A 21161-nucleotide genomic window follows, 5' to 3' on the forward strand; every position below is an offset into this window, starting at 1 on the left:
TACCTCACGAAAGTTGTTGCGCAGGACGACGATACGCCCAAATCATCATAATGATACCGGCCAGAATCATAGGTACAGAGAGTATCTGCCCCATGCTGATCACGCCATCGAACAAGCCGAGTTGAGCATCTGGCTGGCGGAAACACTCCACAATAATACGGAACGCACCATAACCAATCAGGAATAGGCCAGAAACACTGCCCATAGGACGCGGCTTACGGATAAATAGGTTCAGGATGATAAATAACACCACCCCTTCAAGAATCATTTCATACAGTTGCGAAGGATGACGCGGCAGTACACCGTATTGATTGAATATCGCCTGCCATTTCGCCGGGTCAGCAGCAACGATGGCGATATCTTCGCCACGAGAGGTGGGGAATAACATCGCCCACGGGGTATCGGTAGTCACACGGCCCCATAACTCGCCGTTGATAAAATTACCGAGCCGGCCCGCGCCTAAACCAAATGGAATAAGGGGAGCAATAAAGTCAGCGACCTGGAAGAAATTGCGTTTAGTGCGGCGGGCAAACCACAACATCACACAAATGACACCAATCAAACCGCCATGGAATGACATACCGCCATCCCATACCTTAAACAGGTACAGTGGATTATCGAGGAACATCGGCAGGTTATAAAACAGCACATAACCGACACGACCACCGACAAATACCCCGAGGAATCCCGCATACAGCAGGTTTTCGACTTCTTCTTTGGTCCAGCCACTACCCGGTTTATTTGCCCGACGAACCGCCAACCACATGGCGAAGACAAAACCCACCAGATACATTAAACCGTACCAATGAAGGGAAACGGGGCCAATGGAAAAAATGACCGGATCAAATTTAGGAAACGCCAGATAGCTATTGCTCATCTATCACCACGAAATGTCTCATATTTTGAGAAAATTAATGTTCTTGCCCGGTTAGGGCTACAGGTTGCGCATAATAGCATAGGCTTAGGCCGGTCTGGGCTGCACCAAACAGAAAAGTTCTGTAAACAGCGCAACCCCAGAAAGTGAATGTCACTCGCAAACAAACCAAAAAGCCTTGGAATAGTCGCCAGTGACTGACACTAACAACGCTATAGCGCCAAGGGCCAACGGGATACGCTTACTTCCCGCCGCGGATCAAGCCGCCTAAGCCCCTGCGTTCCATAAACGCTGCTGTTAAATGACGCACATCAGTGGTCATTTGGGCGCTCAATACCCGTTCGGCCAATGCTGCTGCATCCGTTAAATCGATATTGCGCAGCAGGTATTTAATTCGTGCCACACTGCGACCGTTCATACTGAGATTGCGATAACCCAGCCCGACCAGCAACAACGCGCCCATCGGGTCACCCGCCATTTCACCACAAAGGCTCACCTGCAAACCCGCTTGTGTCGCCTGCGTCAAAATATGGCTAAGCACCTGTAGCATCGCCGGATGCAGGCTGTCATACAGCGATGCAACGCGAGTATTATTGCGATCTACTGCCAGCAAATATTGGGTCAGATCGTTGGTGCCAACTGAGATAAAATCTACTCGCGACTTGAGGTAGGGCAGCATAAAGATCATCGCGGGTACTTCTATCATTACCCCCAATTTAGGCTGTGGCAATTTATAGCCCAAGACTTCTTGAACCTCACGCCCGGCACGATCGATCAGGCGTTTAGCTTCATCGACTTCTTCCAGGCTGGTGATCATTGGCAATAGAATACCCAAATTACCGGTTCCGGCATTGGCACGCAGCATCGCTCGAACCTGGATCAAGAAGATCTCTGGCTGATCGAGCGTTACACGGATCCCGCGCCAACCCAGGCATGGATTTTCTTCGCTGATGGGCATGTAGGGCAACTGTTTATCGGCACCGATATCCAAGGTACGTAACGTGACGGGTTTGTTGGGATAAAGCTGTAACATGCCTTGATATTGCGCAACTTGTTCCTCTTCCGACGGGAAGCCGCTTTGCAACATAAAAGGGATTTCAGTGCGGTATAGACCAACACCATCAACCCGCCCACCCAGCAATTGTTCATGTTCCGGGCTAAGACCCGCATTCAGCATCACCTGAATCCGCTCACCACTTTTCAGGGCCGCAGGTTGTTCGACATCGTCTTCAGCCAGCTTGCTGAGCTCAATCTCTTCAGTAACCAGCCGCTGATACTCTTTGACCAGTACCGGTTCGGGATCAACCAGCACCTCACCACGGTAGCCATCAACAATCAATAGCCGCTGGTTCAGCAAAGCCGGCTGGATATCAGCGCCCATCACCGTTGGGATGCCCATGGCGCGCACTAAAATCGCGGCATGCGAGTTAGCGGCACCATCACGCACCACCACCCCCGCCAGACGATCTTGTGGCACCTCGGCTAATAGAGTGGCGGTTAACTCATCGGCAACCAGGATAAAACGCTCAGGCCATTGGCTGGCCCCAGAGGTGCTATCATCGAGGTGGAACAACAAGCGCTGACCTAATGCCCGCAGGTCACTGGCTCGCTCACGCATATAGGTGTCTTGCAGGCTGGCAAATTGGGCGGCAAATTGTTCAACCACTTGTTTAACGGCCCATTCAGCCACCGAACCGGCGTCAATTTGCGCAAAAAGCTCACGCTTCAGGCGGGCATCATTTAACAGGTGCGAATAGAGATCGAAAATTGCCGCGCTCTCTTTTTGTGAGCTGGCAGCAAAACGCTTACTGAAGCGACGGAATTCTGCCGCAGCCTCTTCCAATGCCTGAGTCAGGCGTTCACGCTCCTGAACAGTATCGAGCGTTGAGGCCTCATAAACCAAATCAAGGGACGGTTGTGAAGTATCCTGCCAACCTTCTGCCACTGCCACGCCAGGAGCCGCCGCCAGCGCGCGGATTCGTGTTTGACGATATTGGCCAAAAATCGCATTCAGTTGCGATTGGGAGAGGATCCCCGCCAGTTGCGTGGCCAGCGTAACCATGAACGACTCTTCGCTCTCATCAAACTGGCGATGCTCGCGCTGCTGTACCACCAACACACCCAACAACTGCCGACGATAAATAATAGGTACCCCGAGAAACGCCCGGAAGCGATCCTCTTTAACTTGTGGTACATATTTAAAACTGGGATGACTCTGAGCATCGGCCAGGTTAATGGGTTCGGCCAAGCGCCCCACCAGCCCGACGATACCTTCGTCAAAAGCCAGCGTAATGGTGCGACCACGGGGCTTTTTCAAACCCCGTGTCGCCATCAGGTAGTAACAACGGCGGTCATTATCTGCCAGATATATCGAGCAGACTTCCGTGTCCATCGCCAGACAGGTTTCATTGACCAACAGCTCTAACGCATCCGTCAGGCTGGTTGCCATCGCCACTTTCTCAACTATTTCTCGCAAACGCATGAGCATGATCGGCTTAACTTAACCTCTTTTACGGCGATAAGCGGGAGGTACCCGTGGTGGAATAACCTCCTGCACAGGCATTACGGTTGCAGCAAATTCTTTCATCACACGACGATAAACATCACGTTTAAAAGAGACCACCTGACGCACCGGATACCAATAACTGACCCAGCGCCAGCCATCAAACTCCGGGGTACTGCTACGTTGCATGTTGATATCGGCTTCATTACACATTAACTGTAGTAGAAACCATCGTTGTTTTTGGCCGATGCACACCGGCTTTGTATCCCAACGCACCAAACGCTTTGGTAATTTGTAACGTAACCAGTTACGGGTTGAAGCCAGAATTCGGACATCCTTTTTGTTAAGTCCTACCTCTTCAAAAAGTTCGCGATACATTGCCTGCTCTGGTGTTTCACCGGGGTTTATCCCCCCTTGTGGGAACTGCCAAGAGTGCTGACCGTAACGCCTGGCCCACAACACTTCTCCCTGCCGATTACAAATTACGATACCCACGTTCGGGCGGTAGCCATCATCATCGATCACCGGACTACCTCGATAAGCTTAAAACTCAAAGATGCTCTGATTGTTTCACACTAGCAACAGGCGGTAAACCACTGCTTATCAGCCAGCTAAACCTGATAACTCGGGGATAACTCACAGATATAAGCAAAGTTATGAACACCCCCAGGGCTACGCACGACATTTTATTCACTTTTTCTGTGGATATAGGTGTGTAGAACTCTAGGGAAAAGTAGGTACAACTCATTTTAACGGAATAATACGACAAAAATATCTAAAAAAATAAATGATTAATTTCAATAAAATAACAGGTTTCCCACAGGTTTCCACGGCGGTAATATGTGATCTATCTCCGTTTTGGATCTGTAGCTGGCTAAAGATCCATCAATGTAGTTTTTATCCACAGATAATGCGTCAAAGTTATGCAAAAAAGAGTAAAACTCGCAAAAAAAGCCGTCGTCAAGGCTGTAAATTGAACCAGTGATCGGGATTTATTGGGGTTATCCCATAAATCTGTGGATAAATAGGTGTAAGATCCTGTTCATTATCGCTGTCAGTAGGTGCACAAGATAATCAGAATAAAAGTATTTCATCGGTGGGAGGAAAGAAAACTTCCGTTAAATCATGCTATTATTCATTCCATCCACAATGCATAACAATACATCTACCGTCACTTTTAATTCAGCTTGTTTTTTAACCGACTTTAGCAGGTTTATCCCCCATGTCTGTTTATTCACTGCCACCAGCACCACCCACTGATGAACATCAACTTTTTCAACGTGCTCAAGCTTTGTCAGGTTTTACCCTTGGCGAATTGGCAGCGCGTGCTCAATGGGTTATTCCGGCGGACTTAAAGCGGGTAAAAGGCTGGGTTGGTATGTTGCTGGAGTTTTATTTGGGGGCCAGTGCTGGCAGTAAACCTGAACAGGACTTTGCCGACATCGGCATTGAGCTGAAAACCATACCTATCAGCGCTCAGGGCAAACCATTGGAGACCACCTTTGTTTGTGTCGCCCCCCTGACCGGCAACAGTGGCATCACTTGGGAAAGCAGCCATGTGCGGCATAAACTGGCCCGAGTATTGTGGGTACCCGTAGAAGGAGAGCGGCAGATCCCGCTCGCGGAACGTAGAGTCGGCGCGCCTTTATTATGGAGCCCGAATGCGCAAGAAGAAGAACTACTGCGGCGTGACTGGGAAGAGTTAATGGACCTTATCGTTCTTGGCAAAGTAGAAACCATCACCGCTCGCCACGGTGAGGTACTCCAATTGCGCCCGAAGGCCGCCAATAGCCGTGCGTTAACTGAAGCCATCGGTGAAAAAGGGCAACCGATCATGACACTACCCCGTGGTTTTTATCTGAAAAAGACCTTTACTGGCCCGATGCTGGCCCGTCATTTCTTGTTGTAACCGGTGCGCTAGACGCCCTACTACAACACCAATTACTTTGACTCTGTTCCGATTAATAAATAAAAGCGTATAATTGTATTTTTGTGTTTCCGTAAGGTGTATAGGCGCAATGTTTGAATGGGTTGCCGATCCAAATGCCTGGTTGGCGCTAGGCACGCTGACTATCCTGGAGATTGTTCTTGGGATAGACAATATTATTTTCCTCTCTTTGGTGGTCGCAAAATTACCTAAAGCGCAACAAAACAGAGCCCGCCGTATTGGCTTGGCTGGGGCCATGTTAATGCGTCTCGCATTACTTGCTTCTATTGCCTGGGTTATCCGCCTGACCGAACCTCTGTTTACAGTGGCAGGCCACGGTGTCTCGATGCGGGACTTGATCCTGTTGTTAGGGGGATTATTCCTTATCTGGAAAGCCAGCAAGGAAATTCATGAAACCATTGAGGGGAGCGATACTGAACACACCAGTAATGTCAGCTCTTTCTTTGCGGCTATCGTGCAAATTATGCTGTTGGATATCATCTTTAGTCTGGATTCAGTGATAACAGCAGTTGGGCTGTCAGATCATCTGTTTATTATGATGGCTGCCGTGGTTATTTCTGTCGGGGTGATGATGTTTGCTGCCAGACCAATTGGTGAGTTTGTTAATCGCCATCCATCAGTCAAAATGCTGGCGCTCTCTTTCCTGATATTGGTCGGCTTCACGCTGATGTTAGAAAGTTTCCAGATCCACATTCCAAAAGGCTACATTTACTTCGCTATGTTCTTCTCAATGGGGGTTGAAACCCTGAATTTGATGCGCGGAAAAAAGAGTAAGCCGACTGATAAAAAAATATCTACTCAATAGATTTAAAGGTGCGAGAAGGCTGCTTGCACTAGAGAGGCCCAAGGATGGGCTGAGCAGTACACTTGCAAGATAGCGGGTTCAACATCTTCCAGGGGCAGTTCACGGCCCCGTTTCCCACTTTTTTCTGTACTTTTCCCTTACACGCTTCCCCCAACTGCGGTGCTTCGATATAGTCGAATAAGGCAAGTTTTACTTATACCCAAAAAATTGGTGTTTCAGTAAGGCCAAACGAACACATCCTGAAGCAGTTATTCAAATAGAGAATTCGGGTGCGTGGGCGTAGCTAACGACGCTGCAATACCAACTACCAAAGGTATGGCCTGATAATTTCAGACATTAAGGAAGGTCGGCAATGCAATATCATCGTATCCCCCACAGTTCATTAGAAGTCAGCCTGCTGGGTCTGGGCACCATGACATTTGGTGAACAAAATAGTGAAGCCGATGCCCATGCGCAACTGGATTACGCCGTTGCGGCCGGTATTAACTTGATCGATACCGCAGAAATGTACCCAGTGCCCCCAAGGCCAGAAACCCAAGGGTTAACTGAGCAATACATTGGTAACTGGATAAAAGCACGCGGTGAGCGTGACAAAATCATTTTAGCCAGCAAAGTCTCCGGGCCATCACGCGGCAGCGATCAACCGATTCGCCCCAATATGGCACTGGACCGGAAAAATATCCGCATCGCGTTGGAAGATAGCCTTAGACGCCTCAATACTGATTATCTCGATATTTATCAGTTACATTGGCCACAACGTGAAACCAACTGTTTTGGTAAATTGAATTATCGCTACAGCGAACATACTGCTGTGGTCACCTTGCTTGAAACACTGGAAGCCCTGAATGAGCAGGTGCGGGCAGGGAAAATCCGTTATATCGGTGTATCAAATGAGACCCCATGGGGGGTGATGCGCTATCTGCAACTGGCAGAAAAACATGATTTACCGCGTATTGTCTCAATACAGAACCCCTACAGCCTGCTTAACCGCAGCTTTGAAGTTGGTTTGGCCGAGATAAGCCAACATGAAGGCATTGAGCTATTGGCTTATTCCAGCCTGGCCTTTGGCACCCTGAGCGGCAAATACCTTAATGGCGCAAAACCTACCGGCGCACGGAATACATTGTTCAGCCGTTTTACACGTTATACCGGGCCACAATCCGAGTTAGCGGTAGCGGAATATGTGGCACTGGCAAAACGTCATGGGCTAGACCCCGCACAGATGGCGCTGGCTTTCGTTCGCCAGCAACCGTTTGTGGCCAGTACCTTATTAGGTGCAACCACACTGGAACAACTGAAAAGTAATATTGATAGCCAGAATGTCGTTCTGGAGCAGGAGGTGCTTAATGCATTGGAAGAAATCCACACCCGCTTTACCTTCCCTGCACCTTAAATTCAGTTGGGTTTAAATAGCAAAAAGGCCGCTAATGCGGCCTTAGACTACTGACAATAAATAATGCCGCACTCGGCGGCATTGATATTGACTATTATCCCATCATTTAGCCGCTTTACGGCGCAGTTGCTGCCACTGCCAGCCCCATAGCAACGCAATCGCCAGCGCGAAGAGCACACCGAAACCAACGCCAACCGCGACGACTGGCGCGCCCAGTTTTACTACCACCGAGTAGAGCCCCAGCATCAACAACATTGCGGTATTCTCACCCAGATTTTGCACTGCAATGGCATTCCCGGCGCCCACACTTTGTTTGCCGCGCTCTTGTAACAAGGCATTGAGCGGTACGACAAAGAAACCGCCTAAGATCCCGATAATAATCAACAGTAAATAGGCCATTAGCATACTGTGTTGCAGTGAGAATGCCGCCACCACCACACCAATTAATACCCCCGCCGGTAAACAGCGTTTTACTGTTTTAAGTGTCACGAAACGTGCCGCAGCACCCGCGCCAATCACAATCCCAATCGCCACCATGGCATTTAACAGCGTCGGGGTTGCGTTATCGGCAATCCCCAATGCTACCGGCACCCATAGCACCAGTAGGAAGCGCAACGTGACCCCTGCGCCCCAGAACAGGCTGGTCCCCGCCAGTGAGAAGCGAGTTTCGCCATCCCGCCACAGAATGCGGCATGCGGCAAAAAAACTGCCGGTCATGGCCCGTGGCCGCCATGAGCTGCCGGTTCGGGCAGCAGCCAGATGTGGGATAAATAGATTAGCCACCACCGCAATGGCATACACCAGCGCACAGACACTCAATGCCGCGATCAGATGCCAATCAGCCAGCACCCCACCGGCGACTGAACCGAGTAAAATAGCCGCAATGGTTGATGCCTCCATCATGCCGTTGGCTTTAACCAACTGCTCGCCGGAAGTGATTTCTCCCAAGATGCCATATTTAGCTGGTGAATAAGCCGCAGCCCCTACTCCAACCAGGCTGTAACCAAGAAATGGATTCAGACCAAAACAGATAACTAATGCACCCGCCAACTTCAGGCCATTCGCGACCATCATCACTCGCCCTTTGGCAAAGCTATCAGCCACTTGCCCGACAAACGGAGCCAGGATGATATAAGTGGCCACAAAGGCCATTTGCAAGATAGGCTGGCTCCAGTCGGGATATAACTGCTGCTTAATTAATGCCAAGGTGGCAAAAAGCAGTGCATTATCACCAAAAGCTGAGAAAAACTGAGCGCCAAGTACGGCGATCATTCCTCTGGAGAGCAAAGGCTTATCTGACAATGCTTGCTGACTCATTCGCTCATCTCCGCATCTTGTGCCATTTTAGTTAACGTAACAAAGTCAGGTTTACCACTCCCCAGTAGGGGTAATGCTTTCACTACTCTGATATCACGTGGAACTGCCAGTTCTGGCACCCCACCCTCACGTGCGGCTTTAATCAGCCGTTCGCGGGTAATTTCACTGTCAGTGGTAAACAGCACCAGTGCTTCTCCTTTGGCGCTGTCGGTTTTAGCCGCTGCGGCATGTTGCCCCTCGGGCGAGATACGTAATGCCAGTTGTTCGACACTCTCCAGTGATACCATTTCACCGGCTAATTTGGCAAAACGCTTCACCCGCCCGCGAATGGCGCAGAACCCCCGTTCATCGAGGGTGACAATATCACCGGTATCGTACCAACCCTCCTCACGCTCACCCTGAGCATTATCCGCCGCCGGTTGTTCCAACACCCCCGGATGCTCTACGCGCAGATAACCGCGCATAATATTGGGGCCGCGCAATTGCAAACGCCCACCTTGCTCGATTCCCGGCACAGTTATCAAGCGCGCCTCCATACCAGGAAGAATGCGCCCAACGGTATTCACTTTCGCTGCCATCGGCACGTTAATCGCCACTACCGGCGCACATTCGGTGACGCCATACCCTTCCAGAATACGAATGCCGAATTTGTCCTGCCAAATCTGTTTGGTGCTATCAGCCAGTTTTTCAGCCCCAGCCACCACATAACGCAACCGAGCAAAATCATAAGGATGAGCAAAGCGAGCATAGTTGCCCAAGAAAGTTGACGTGCCAAACAGCACGGTGCAGTTACGGTCATACACCAATTCTGGTACCACCCGATAATGCAGCGGGCTGGGGTAAAGGAATACTCGGCTACCGGTCATCAGCGGAGTGAATAACCCCACCGTCAGGCCGAAAGCATGGAACAGCGGCAGCGAAGACATAAAGCGATCACGCGGGGTGAAATCGGCAATGGTGCGGATCTGCTCAACGTTAGCCAATATACTTGCGTGAGAATGTACCACGCCTTTTGGGTTCCCCTCCGAGCCGGAAGTGAACAAAATCAGTGCGCTATCATCCGCCTGTTGTGGCAACATCGCCCGGCGCGGACAGCATAAATGGAATAAAATCCACAATTTGTCTGCCAGCGTAACCGTATCTTTTAAATCTTCCAGATAGACCCAATTTGCCTCAGTAACCTGTTCGGGCAAATGTGTCAGTTTGCCTTTTTCCAAAAACTGGCGCGAGGTGACGATGGTTTTCAACGACGCCGCAGTAATTGCACTCTTCAACCCTTTGGCGCCCGAAGTGTAATTAAGCATTGCCGGAATACGGCCACGCAGAGAAGCACCAAAGATCGCCGCCGCAGTAATCGTCGCATTTGGTAATAACATCCCAACATGCTCGCCCTGCGCGGTGAAGCGTTGCAGGATACGGCTGACACCGAGGATTTTCTTCAGTAGCGTTTGATAACTGTCTTCTTTAAATGAAACATCCTCAATACAGGGTTTAAAACGCCCATAACGAGTTTGTGCCGATAACAACGCTTCAAACAGCGTTTCCCGTGGCACGATAGCCATACGCGCGGCCATCATAATGGCGTGTAAGTGTTCACCCGCCAACACCCGACGGTCACGGGCACGCGGCGCTTGCGGCATGGGTAACGTGGTCGCAGGCAAAACATGAATGCTGATTTTTGGGAACCAGCGGAGTTTGAGCACATCACCCAAACGCCCAAAATGAGTAAATTCTGGCCCTTCCAAACGGATTGGGACGACCGTAGCGCCTGATTTGGCGGCAATAAATGCAGCACCATCATAGATTTTCATCAATGAGCCGGTTACGGTAATACGCCCTTCAGGGAACACCACGACTGGCCTGCCTTGTTCTACCATCCTGACCAAATGTTTGATAGCCATTGGCTTGGTAGGGTCCAGTGCGACAAAATCGATATAAGGTTTTAGCCAGCGCATATACCAGCTCTCAGAAACACTGGTATAGACCGCAAAAACCGGCTTGATCGGCAGAAATAATGCGAGCAAAGCCCCATCAAGGAAAGAGACATGATTCGGCGTAATTATCAGTTTTTGATGGGTAAACTGATCCGTCACACCATCAATGGTGACACGAAATAATCGACGAAAAAGAGCACGCAATAAGCGATAACCCATGTTTATTTCCCTATAAGACAATGAATATGAAAAAGAGAGAATACTATAATAGTGGCTAAAATATTGCTAACAGGAGGCTGATAATCACAGCAGCAGGAAGAAATAAAAAAAAACCTACGCATCTGCGTAGGTTGGTGCAAATAAAAAACTGGCTTTTAACACACAGCGTATGTTGATTACTCACCAATTAATACCTCTGGGATGAATACTGTATCCGTTTCAGTGAAGCCACAGCCAGCAAGCAATCGCAACATTTACGTGCAAAGTGTAACCAGTAGTGAACATTGTCAGAAAGACGAAATAGGTTTGTAATTCATTGAGGTGCATTGCCAAAATAATGGGTGCTGCCGCTATCCCACCGGCAACACCCTAAGCCTCGCTAAGATAAAATTAGTATCGCGCCACCTCAACCAGACAACTCATTGCATTCGGGCCTTGAGTTAAACGCGAGGTACCAATGTCTAGCGTCAGAACGTTGGGGTTACCTGATTGTTCAACTTTATGTTGCTTGCCGCCGAAACCGGGATCAAACCAGGCCCCTGTTGCCATTAACACTACCCCTTGAGTGACACCATCAGTAATGCGCACTCCCGCCAGACAATGACCCCGTAAGTTGCTGACCTGAACCTGACTGCCCTCAGTAATGTCACGTTTGGCTGCATCTTGTGGGTGCATATACAACGTTTCACGGCCGGCGGTTTTATTCCCTTGCGCCAATGGCGCCGGATCAAGTTGGCTATGCAGACGATCCTCGGGTTGAATAGAGATCAGATGCAGCGGCCACTGCTCAGCCTGTGGTGCCCCTAACCACTCAACCGGTGGTTGCCACTCGGCATGAGGCGCAAAATCCTCATAGTGATAGCTGGCGATTTTCTCACTGAACAGCTCAATTTTGCCACTTGGCGTTTGCAGCGGATTAGTCTGTGGGTTTTCGCGAAAAGCATCAAAGAACACGAACTCCTTTGGCGGAGCAGGTAAATCAACATGGCCCCGTTGCCAAAAAGATTCAAAATCAGGCCATTCCACCCCGTGCGGCTGTTGTGCCACTCCGCACTCCTGGTAGATATGCCGAATCCAGGCCATTTCATCTCTATTTTCGGTAAATTCACTGCGATAACCCAGTCGTTCGGCCAAATCAGCAAAAATATCAAAATCGTTACGGGCCTGATGTTGTGGCGCAATCACCTGATGCATCGCCAATACATAGCGATCGCGTGACGAGCCACCGATATCATTACGTTCCAGCGAACTGGTCACTGGCAGCACGATATCGGCCATTTTAGCCGCAGGTGTCCACCAGATATCCTGCACAATCACGGTGTCCGGCTTTTGCCACCCCTCCACCAGCCGGTTCAATTGCTGATGATGGTGGAATGGATTGCCGCCAGCCCAATGCACTAAATGAATATCGGGATAGGTATGGGTTTCCCCTTGGAACTGATACGGCTGCCCCGGTTGCAGCAACATGTCACAAATGCGGGCCACTGGAATAGCCAACCCAGATGGATTTTTACCCACCGGCATACTTGGCCCCGGCGTGTCTATCCGCGGGTTACCCACACCGTTCATCGATCCATGACCAAATGAGAAGCCACCGCCGGGCAGCCCCACTTGCCCCAGCATGGCTGATAAGGCAATCACCATCCAGTAAGGTTGCTCACCACGGTGTGCGCGCTGTACTGAATAGGAGCAGGTCATAAAACTGCGAACACCGATAAGTTGCTGGGCTAACTGGGTAATTCTTGGTGCGGGAATACCGGTAATCTCGCTGGCCCACTCAGGTGTTTTAGCAATACCGTCATTCACCCCACGAATGTAATCAGCTAATTGCTCATAGCCCACACAATGAGTAGCCAGGAAAGCCTCATCCTGCCCGTCAACACGTTGGATTTCATAAGCCAGCGCCAGCATCAGTGCTACATCTGTATTGGGACGAATCGGTAGCCATTCGGCATTCACAAATGCCGGGCAATCATCCCGCATCGGGCTGATGTTAATCACTGGCGTGCCTTTTTGTGCCAGTTTTTCCAACCAGGGTTTTAATGAATGTTCCGCCGACCCGCCGGAAGAGACCTGAGCGTTTTTCAGTGCCAACCCGCCGAACGCAATAAACAGTTCACAATGCTCAACCACACTCGGCCATGATGTCACCCTGCCGGTCAACGGGCTAAAAGTACCAATCACATAAGGCAGAAAAAACTGTGCCGAGCCCCAACTGTAGTTGCCCAGTTGATCAACCCCGCCGCCGCCGCTGAAATAGAAACGCCGGACTAATGAACGCGCGTGATGTAAACGCCCGGCAGAAGACCAACCATAGGAGCCGGTAAATATCCCTGACGGGCCATAACGGTCCCTGACCCGGCGATTCTCTTGCGCCACTAAATCCAGCGCGACCTCCCACTCCACCTCAACAAAGTCTTCCTGACCACGCAAAGTTCGATCACTTTTCTCTCGCTGCTGTAACCACGATCGGCGTATCGCCGGTTTGCGAATACGTTTATCGGAATAAACCATGGGTGTAATGGATTCCAACAACCGAGAAGGGTTGGGATCATTGGCAAATGGCTCGCAACGGATCAGTTTGCCATCTTCAACAACAGCGGTAAAAGCGCCCCAGTGGGCAAGCTGGGGGTAACGGATGATGGACATGGCTATCTCAGGCAATTAAATAGATCATAAAAATAACATTCAGCGGGCAGTAAGACCAAAGCACAATTTCGACTAAACATAATCGTTTTGTACTAACCGTTTCATTTAATGCGCTGGGTTAACCAAGGCAGGTCAAATCGAAACCTGTGGCTTGCGAAAACCACAGGTAATCGTGCTAATTGCTGTTTCTGTGATTTTTTCTCACCAAGTTGCGATCTTCCCCCCTTGCGGGCAACACCGTTTTCCGCAAAACTGAGTGATGTAAGCGATTACCCTGAAAATCTCTGGAAGAAAAATGGCCACTATTAAGGATGTTGCCAAGCTGGCGGGTGTTTCCGTCGCGACGGTATCTCGTGTTATCAATAATTCTCCCAAGGCCAGTGAGACATCACGTATGGCGGTCTGTAACGCCATGGAACAACTGCAATATCACCCGAACGCCAATGCGCGGGCGCTGGCCCAGCAATCAACTGAAACGGTAGGCATGATTGTTTCTGATGTGTCAGATCCATTCTTTGGATCGATGGTCAAAGCTGTCGAACAAGTGGCCTATGCCACCGGAAATTTCTTGCTGATTGGTAACGGTTACCATGACGAAGAGAAAGAGCGTCAGGCCATCGAACAACTGATTCGCCATCGTTGTGCCGCCCTGGTGGTTCATGCCAAAAAACTGTCCGATGAAGAATTGACATCATTAATGGAACAGATCCCCGGTATGGTGTTGATTAACCGCACATTACCGGGTTTCGAAACCCGCTGTGTCGCATTAGATGACCGTTATGGTGCCTGGTTGGCAACCCGCCATCTGATTCAGCAAGGGCATAAACGCATCGCTATTATTTGCTCTAATCACCAAATTTCCGATGCCATTGATCGCCTACAAGGCTATTTGGACGCACTAAAAGAGTTTGAGATTCCGGTTGATGACCGCTTAATATCCTACGGTACACCAGATGAGATTGGCGGCGAACAGGCCATGACCGACCTGCTCGGCCGTGGTAGACACTTTACGGCAGTTACCTGTTATAACGACTCCATGGCTGCTGGCGCATTGTCTGTTCTCAGCGACAACAGCATCGAAGTGCCGCAAGAGATCTCACTGATTGGTTTTGATGATGTATTAATTTCTCGTTATCTGCGCCCCCGGCTGACCACCATCCGCTACCCGGTCGTTGCGATGGCGACACAGGCCGCAGAATTGGCGCTGGCGCTGGCCAACCATACCCCGTTGCCAGAAATCACCAATATGTTCAGCCCAACGCTGGTCCGCCGCCATTCTGTCGCCAGCCCGCAAACGCCCGCAGATGACTGAGAACTGTCGATAACAAAGAGCTGCAACCCGCCTGCGCTATGCTAAACTGCCGCGATATCCGGCAGTTATGCCACAAAAATCGCCCACTACGCCGCACCCAACGAGAGTGCCACGCCCGGCTGTTATGGTGTTATGACACGGGCCGACTGGGGCAATAGCTACCCAGCCAAGAGGTTTACGATTGATGATTACCATGTTGGATGTCTCTTTGCGCGCCGGTGTTTCCAAGGCCACTGTCTCCCGGGTATTAAACGGCACCGGGCAGGTGAAGGAAAGCACCCGTGAGGCGGTGTTTAAGGCGATGGACGAACTGGGTTACCGCCCTAATTTTCTAGCACAATCACTGGCCAACAGAAGCTCCAACAGCATCGGGTTAGTGGTTTCGAACTTTGAAGGCCCCTACTTTGGTCGTTTACTCCAGCAGGCTGCGAAACTGATTGAAGCCAGTGGTAAGCATTTGATCGTGACAGATGGCCACGATACGCCACAAGGCGAACAGCAGGCAGTTCAGTTACTGGCTGACCGTTGCTGTGATGCCATTATTCTTTACACTCGCTCAATGTCTGAAGCTGATTTAATGCAATTGCTTGCCAACGTAGCCGCCCCCTTAATGGTTATTAATCGTGATTTACCCCTGGCCCGTGAGCGCTGTGTGTTCTTCGAACAGCAACAAGCTGCATTTAATGCGGTTAATTATCTGATACAGCAAGGGCATCGTGATATTGCCTATATTACCGGGCCAATCACCACCTCCACGGCCCAATCCCGCCTTGCCGGTTATCAGCAAGCGCTGGAGGCGCACGGAATCGCGCTGAATGAAGATCTGATTATCCATGGCGATAGTGGCGTACCTGACGGTTATCAAGGATGTCAGGCGCTATTGGCACGCGATATTAGCTTCAGCGCGCTGTTTATCTACAATGATGATATGACTATCGGGGCGATGAAAGCCCTTAATCAGGCGGGGAAAAAGCTACCACAAGATGTTTCGTTATTTGGTTTTGATGACGAACCTACCGCACCTTACCTGCAACCGGCACTCTCAACTGTGTATCTGCCGATTGATGCGATGATTGAAGCCGCCATTACTCAGGCGTTGAAGCTGATTGCGGGCAAACCGGTGCTACCGCTGCCCCCCTTCATCGGTGAGTTAAAATTACGTGATTCGGTGGTACCGGGGCCCTATTACCGCTGAGGACGTTTGTATCAAATGCACATAGGATCAAATGCAGGTAACCGATAGCCTTGAGTTATGTCTCTGGCTATCGGCTGAGGACTTTTTTGTATAAGCTAATTCAACCTATCCTTTTGATAAAAAAGTCGTTAAATCTGCTCTAATGCAATAAGTTCTTCAATGGTTTGCCGACGGCGAATTAAGCGCGGCTGCCCCTGTTCGAACAGCACTTCCGGCAATAATGGGCGGCTGTTGTAGTTCGAAGACATCGACGCACCATAAGCCCCGGTATCGTGGAATACCAAATAATCACCAATTTTAGCGGCGGGCAATGCGCGGGTTTCCAATCCACCACCCGCTTCCTGAGTGAATACATCACCTGACTCGCACAGCGGACCGCCAACTACCGTATCAATCAACGGTGCCGATGTGAGGTCGCGCCCATCAGCAGGCAGCAACGAAATATGGTGATAACTGCCATACATTGCTGGCCGCATCAAATCGTTAAATCCGGCATCCACCAACACATAGTGGCGACGGCCCATATCTTTAACAGCCCGCACCTGCGCCACCAGAACACCTGACTCGGCCACCAGAAAGCGGCCTGGCTCAATTTCCAGGCTAACCGGATGGCCGAGATGGGCGGCAATTTGCTCTCTGGCTTTATTCCATAAGCCATAATAGTGTTCGGTATCAATCTCATCATCACCAAATTGATAAGGGATCGATAACCCACCACCGGCAGAGATAGCGCTGATATCCTGCCCCAGTGCAATCACCTGCTGAACCATGGCATCACAAACTTGCTCCAGATGTTGATAATCAACACCAGAACCAATGTGCATATGAACACCCACCAGCGTTAAACCATATTTTTTAACTTTCTCAATTGCTTGTGGTAAATCTTGATGCCAGATGCCGTGTTTGCTGTTCTCGCCGCCAGTATTGGTTTTTTGGCTATGACCATGACCAAAACCCGGATTTATCCGCAACCAAACGGGGTGCCCTGGGGCATGTTGCCCCAGTTGATCCAGCATATCGATTGAACCGGCATTGACCGGAATGTTTAATTCAGTCACCCGTAATAACGTGGCCTGATCCAGCAGATCTGCGGTAAATACGATCTCAGCCGGTTCCTGCCCCGGCTGGAAGCCAGCATGTATCGCACGTTCTATCTCACCCAACGAGACTGAATCGACTTTGACACCCTGCTCACGCATCAAACCGAGAATATGAATATTCGAACAGGCTTTCTGGGCAAAACGAATAACATCAAAATTTCGTAATTGGTTGATTTTTTGAGCAATTATCTCACCATCATACGCCCACACCGGGCAGCCAAATTGCTCAGGCAGAGCCAGCAGATTGTGGGCAGTCAGTGCCGAAGTGGTGTCATAAAGTGTGCGCGGCATAGGTTTTTCCTAATAATTGTTCATCAATATGTTGGGCGAAAAAAAAATGATTTCGCTGATACCTCATTATTAGCAACTGAATACCTGTTAGGAAAATATCTATTTACCGTGAGTCTATTCATTTATGATATGGCTTACAGTAAACCGCAGCCACTTCAGGAGTGTTGTGATGCCCACCATTTCCCTACGACAAATCGAGATTTTTCATGGTGTCATGACCACCGGTAACCTGACTGAAGCCGCCTTATTACTCCAGACATCCCAACCCACCGTTAGCCGTGAACTGGCCCGCTTTGAGCAATTAGTCCAATTAACACTCTTCGAGCGTGTACGTGGCCGCCTCTATCCCACAGTACAAGGCTTGCGGCTATTTGAAGAGGTACAACGCTCTTATTACGGTCTTGATCGCATCCGACAGGCTGCTGAGGGTATTCGTCAATTCCAACAGGCGCAGCTTTCTATTGCCTGCCTACCGGTCTTTTCTCAATCGCTGCTACCCGCTGTGTGCAAACCCTTTATTGACCGCTACCCGGAAGTCAGTCTGAGCATCATCCCGCAGGAATCGCCGCTACTGGAAGAGTGGCTTTCAGCTCAGCGTCATGACCTTGGTCTGACAGAAAACACCCAGACTCCTGCCGGTACGTTGCGCCATCCCCTGATGACCGTGAATGAGATTTGCGTATTGCCCAGTGACCATCCGTTGCGGGATAAATCACTACTGACACCACAAGACTTCCAGGGTGAAAACTTTATCAGCTTGTCCGTTACCGACAGCTATCGCCAATTATTGGATAAACTATTTATTGAACAAGGCATTAGCCGAAGGTTAGTGCTGGAAACTCACAGTGCTGCATCGGTCTGCGCCATGGTACGGGAAGGGGTGGGGGTATCGATTGTCAATCCACTCACGACATTAGACTATATTAGCAAAGGGGGCGCTGAAGGCGTGTGCGTGCGGCCATTCAGCGTCGAAATCCCCTTTACTATCAGTTTGATACAACCGAAACATCGCCCATCATCTACTTTGGTAGATACGTTTATCGAGCATTTAAAGCAGCAGGCCATCACTTTCCAGCAGCGCCTAACCCAAGTGATTACCCAACAATATTAAGTTTTCGCAACGGGCCTAAACAGCTTTCACCTTACCGGCACGCGCCCGGGAGAAGGTAAACAGGCACAGTAGCAGCCCCATCACCGCCAGTGCCGCGGCGGCAAAGGGCACGGCGGTTAAACCTAACCCACGAGCAATCACCACACCACCAACCCATGCCCCTAAAGCATTGCCGACATTAAAGGCGGCAATATTCAGGGTCGACACCAGATTAGGTGCTTTTTTACCATAGGTAACCACATTGATTTGTAGTGCAGGTACTGCTGAGAAAGCTGCCGCTGACCATAGAAACAGTGTCACTTCTGCTGCCAATAATGAATAGCTGGTCCAACTGAACAAGGCAGAAAACAGAGCGATTAACAGGAAAGTCATCGTCAGACTGACGGAAAGGTGCCAATCGGCCAGCCGCCCCCCGACAATATTGCCCAATGTCAGACCAACCCCCATCAGCAACAATGTCCAACTGACACCATGTTCTGAAACCTGCGTCACTTCTGTCAGAATGGGGGCGATGTAAGTAAAGAGAGCAAACATAGCGGCGGCAAAAAAGACCGTCATCAATAAAGATAGCCAGATTCCCCCTCCACGCAGTGCAGCTATCTCTTTACGCAGTTCGGTCGGGGCCTCTTCCTGAGAGGAAGGCAATTTACTGTAAAGGGCGGCCAGTGAGAATAAACCGATGACTGAAACCACCCAGAATGTTGAGCGCCAACCGAAAACCTGCCCCAGCGCGGTCCCTAGGGGCACGCCCAGCACATTGGCCAGCGTCAGGCCAGTAAACATCAGTGCCACCGCCGAAGCTCGTCGATTCGGCGCCACCAGATTGGCGGCAACCACGGCACCAATCCCAAAGAAAGCACCATGACACAGCGCCGTAATCACTCTGGCCAGCATCAGGAAATCATAGTTGTATGCCAGAGCACACATCAGGTTACCGATAATAAAGATCACCATTAATAGTAATAATGTCTTTTTACGTGGCAACTTTGCGGTCAGTACTGCCATGATAGGTGCGCCAATTGCCACTCCCAGCGCATAACCACTGATTAACCAACCGGCAGTTGGAATCGAGATATGTAAGTCACCCGCCACCTGAGGCAGCAGCCCCATAATGACAAATTCGGTGGTACCAATAGCAAAAGCACTCAGTGCCAATGCCAGCAGCGCAACAGGCATAATACCAGCTCCCAGTCAGACAATATCAGCCCGCCGTATATTGCGGGCAGAACAAATTGTTGCCGATAATGGTTAATTAACCGGCACCCTGTAGTGAGTCACAGAAGAGGCGAAACCGTGAGCATCGCCGAAAACGCAGTAATAACCTTATAAATTATAATTGTTTATTTTCTTAACTAACTAAATAGAAATAGCATGAGTTGAGGAATATTGACTAGTAGTGAACAAGGTTATAAATAGCGGAGTAACTAAAAAGGCAGCATTTGCTACGTATAATGCTATGAAATAAAAAGTAATTTATAGGCATCACCGATCACAAAAATATGTTTGAGAATGTAACTCACCGCTATAGCGTCAAGAAAGCAGAGTTAAGCCAATGGGGATTGGTTGCAAACCACTCCACGAGAAAATCTAACATTGTCCTTAATGTTGCTGGCATTTGCCGCCGCGAAGTATAGATACCGTAAATACCCATCGCCTGCGGCTGATAACCCGGTAATAAGCTGACCAGATCGCCTCGGGCGATATAGGGGGCAGCAGAATAACTGGGTTGCAGAGTAATCCCCGCCCCTTCCAACGCACCACTTAGCAAAACTACTGACTCATTGGCACTCAAATTGCCACTGACTGCAACGGCTGATTTTTCGCCCTGCAAATCAAAATGCCACAAACTTTTGCCAAAATATGAGTATGTCAGGCAGTTATGTACCGCCAAATCATAGGGTGTTTTGGGTATTCCGTTGGCTGACAGGTAGGCCGGAGAGGCACAGACAACGGAATGGCACATGGAAAGTGGCCGTGCAATTAAATTCGGGTCTAACTCATTGGTTATACGCAATGCTAAATCAATGCGTTCCTCTACCAGATTGACTGCCCGGTTATTGATTTGTAAATCAACCGCGACCTGGGGATAACGGCGTAAATAGTCAGTGACAGCAATCACCAAAGCACTCTGCCCAAGAGACTGAGAACAACTGATTCGCAATAAACCGCGCAATTCATCACTACCTTGCCCTGCAATCACATCCATCTCTTGGGCAAACTCAAGCATACGTCGGCAACGTTCAAGGGTGGTTTCGCCAGCATGGGTCAGGCTCAGTTTTCGTGTTGTCCGATGTAACAGCCGCGCCCCCGCCCACTGCTCCATCTCAGCCAGATAGCGTGTCACCATCGCCCGTGACATCTCTAATGCTTCGGCGGCAGCAATCATGCTGCCACGCTCGACAATCGCGACAAAAACCTCAGCAGCAGTGATCCTATCCATGATTAGCTCGATTTAAGCAACAAACAGTTGCTCATTATCAGGTTTTTCTATCGAACGATGCAATCTATTA

15 protein-coding genes are annotated in these 21161 nt (G+C 49.8%); 6 read left to right on the forward strand and 9 right to left on the reverse strand.

The features are described from left to right. Nucleotides 1-4: 4 nt before the first annotated feature. The 3 genes from lgt to rppH form a co-directional block, all read right to left on the reverse strand. Nucleotides 5-877 (reverse strand): prolipoprotein diacylglyceryl transferase, encoded by an 873-nt coding sequence (lgt, locus tag V1956_RS21150; protein WP_083162866.1) that lies wholly within the window; start codon nucleotides 875-877, stop codon nucleotides 5-7. Between the two features lie 238 nt (nucleotides 878-1115). After that, nucleotides 1116-3362: a phosphoenolpyruvate--protein phosphotransferase gene (gene ptsP / locus V1956_RS21155; RefSeq protein ID WP_372559790.1), complete on the reverse strand. Its 2247-nt coding sequence runs from the start codon at nucleotides 3360-3362 to the stop codon at nucleotides 1116-1118. A 12-nt stretch (nucleotides 3363-3374) separates the two neighbouring features. Beyond that, entirely contained in the window at nucleotides 3375-3902 is a 528-nt protein-coding gene (gene rppH, locus V1956_RS21160; RefSeq protein WP_083162862.1) for an RNA pyrophosphohydrolase, read from the reverse strand. A 697-nt stretch (nucleotides 3903-4599) separates the two neighbouring features. Here rppH and mutH point away from each other — a divergent pair. The 3 genes from mutH to V1956_RS21175 all read left to right on the forward strand — a co-directional run bounded on the left by mutH (nucleotide 4600) and on the right by V1956_RS21175 (nucleotide 7523). After that, entirely contained in the window at nucleotides 4600-5286 is a 687-nt protein-coding gene (gene mutH, locus V1956_RS21165; protein ID WP_050073625.1) for a DNA mismatch repair endonuclease MutH, read from the forward strand. Between the two features lie 109 nt (nucleotides 5287-5395). After that, nucleotides 5396-6130 (forward strand): TerC family protein, encoded by a 735-nt coding sequence (locus V1956_RS21170; RefSeq protein ID WP_372559791.1) that lies wholly within the window; start codon nucleotides 5396-5398, stop codon nucleotides 6128-6130. A 352-nt stretch (nucleotides 6131-6482) separates the two neighbouring features. Continuing rightward, nucleotides 6483-7523, forward strand: a complete 1041-nt coding sequence (locus tag V1956_RS21175; protein WP_372559792.1) for an NADP(H)-dependent aldo-keto reductase — start codon at nucleotides 6483-6485, stop codon at nucleotides 7521-7523. A gap of 102 nt (nucleotides 7524-7625) precedes the next feature. Here the strand turns inward: V1956_RS21175 and lplT are convergent, their stop codons facing one another. The 3 genes from lplT to V1956_RS21190 all read right to left on the reverse strand — a co-directional run bounded on the left by lplT (nucleotide 7626) and on the right by V1956_RS21190 (nucleotide 13642). Continuing rightward, a complete protein-coding gene (lplT, locus tag V1956_RS21180; RefSeq protein WP_442825622.1) occupies nucleotides 7626-8840 on the reverse strand; it encodes a lysophospholipid transporter LplT in 1215 nt (404 codons plus the stop codon). Then, complete coding sequence (gene aas, locus V1956_RS21185; protein ID WP_442825623.1) at nucleotides 8837-10993, reverse strand: bifunctional acyl-ACP--phospholipid O-acyltransferase/long-chain-fatty-acid--ACP ligase; 2157 nt, start codon at nucleotides 10991-10993, stop codon at nucleotides 8837-8839. Before aas ends, lplT begins: the two co-directional genes overlap by 4 nt. 390 nt (nucleotides 10994-11383) lie before the next feature. Continuing rightward, on the reverse strand, nucleotides 11384-13642 hold the full coding sequence (locus V1956_RS21190; protein WP_442825624.1) for a molybdopterin guanine dinucleotide-containing S/N-oxide reductase: 2259 nt from the start codon (nucleotides 13640-13642) through the stop codon (nucleotides 11384-11386). 295 nt (nucleotides 13643-13937) lie between these two features. Between V1956_RS21190 and galR the strand changes: the two genes are divergently transcribed. Together galR and V1956_RS21200 are read left to right on the forward strand one after the other, a co-directional pair. After that, on the forward strand, nucleotides 13938-14954 hold the full coding sequence (galR, locus tag V1956_RS21195; protein WP_083162848.1) for an HTH-type transcriptional regulator GalR: 1017 nt from the start codon (nucleotides 13938-13940) through the stop codon (nucleotides 14952-14954). Nucleotides 14955-15138: 184 nt separating this feature from the next. After that, on the forward strand, nucleotides 15139-16149 hold the full coding sequence (locus V1956_RS21200) for a LacI family DNA-binding transcriptional regulator (RefSeq protein WP_420071958.1): 1011 nt from the start codon (nucleotides 15139-15141) through the stop codon (nucleotides 16147-16149). Nucleotides 16150-16277: 128 nt separating this feature from the next. Here V1956_RS21200 and lysA read toward each other — a convergent pair whose 3' ends face one another. Continuing rightward, entirely contained in the window at nucleotides 16278-17540 is a 1263-nt protein-coding gene (lysA, locus tag V1956_RS21205) for a diaminopimelate decarboxylase (RefSeq protein WP_442825625.1), read from the reverse strand. A 169-nt stretch (nucleotides 17541-17709) separates the two neighbouring features. Between lysA and V1956_RS21210 the strand changes: the two genes are divergently transcribed. After that, complete coding sequence (locus tag V1956_RS21210; RefSeq protein ID WP_442825626.1) at nucleotides 17710-18651, forward strand: LysR family transcriptional regulator; 942 nt, start codon at nucleotides 17710-17712, stop codon at nucleotides 18649-18651. A 15-nt stretch (nucleotides 18652-18666) separates the two neighbouring features. Here V1956_RS21210 and V1956_RS21215 read toward each other — a convergent pair whose 3' ends face one another. Both V1956_RS21215 and V1956_RS21220 read right to left on the reverse strand, forming a co-directional pair. Further along, on the reverse strand, nucleotides 18667-19827 hold the full coding sequence (locus tag V1956_RS21215; RefSeq protein WP_420071961.1) for an MFS transporter: 1161 nt from the start codon (nucleotides 19825-19827) through the stop codon (nucleotides 18667-18669). A gap of 346 nt (nucleotides 19828-20173) precedes the next feature. Beyond that, nucleotides 20174-21091 (reverse strand): LysR family transcriptional regulator, encoded by a 918-nt coding sequence (locus tag V1956_RS21220; RefSeq protein WP_420075403.1) that lies wholly within the window; start codon nucleotides 21089-21091, stop codon nucleotides 20174-20176. Nucleotides 21092-21161: the final 70 nt, after the last annotated feature.

It is taken from the genome of Yersinia sp. 2540 StPb PI (assembly GCF_052217165.1).
In the GTDB taxonomy this organism is placed as follows: domain Bacteria; phylum Pseudomonadota; class Gammaproteobacteria; order Enterobacterales; family Enterobacteriaceae; genus Yersinia; species Yersinia enterocolitica_E.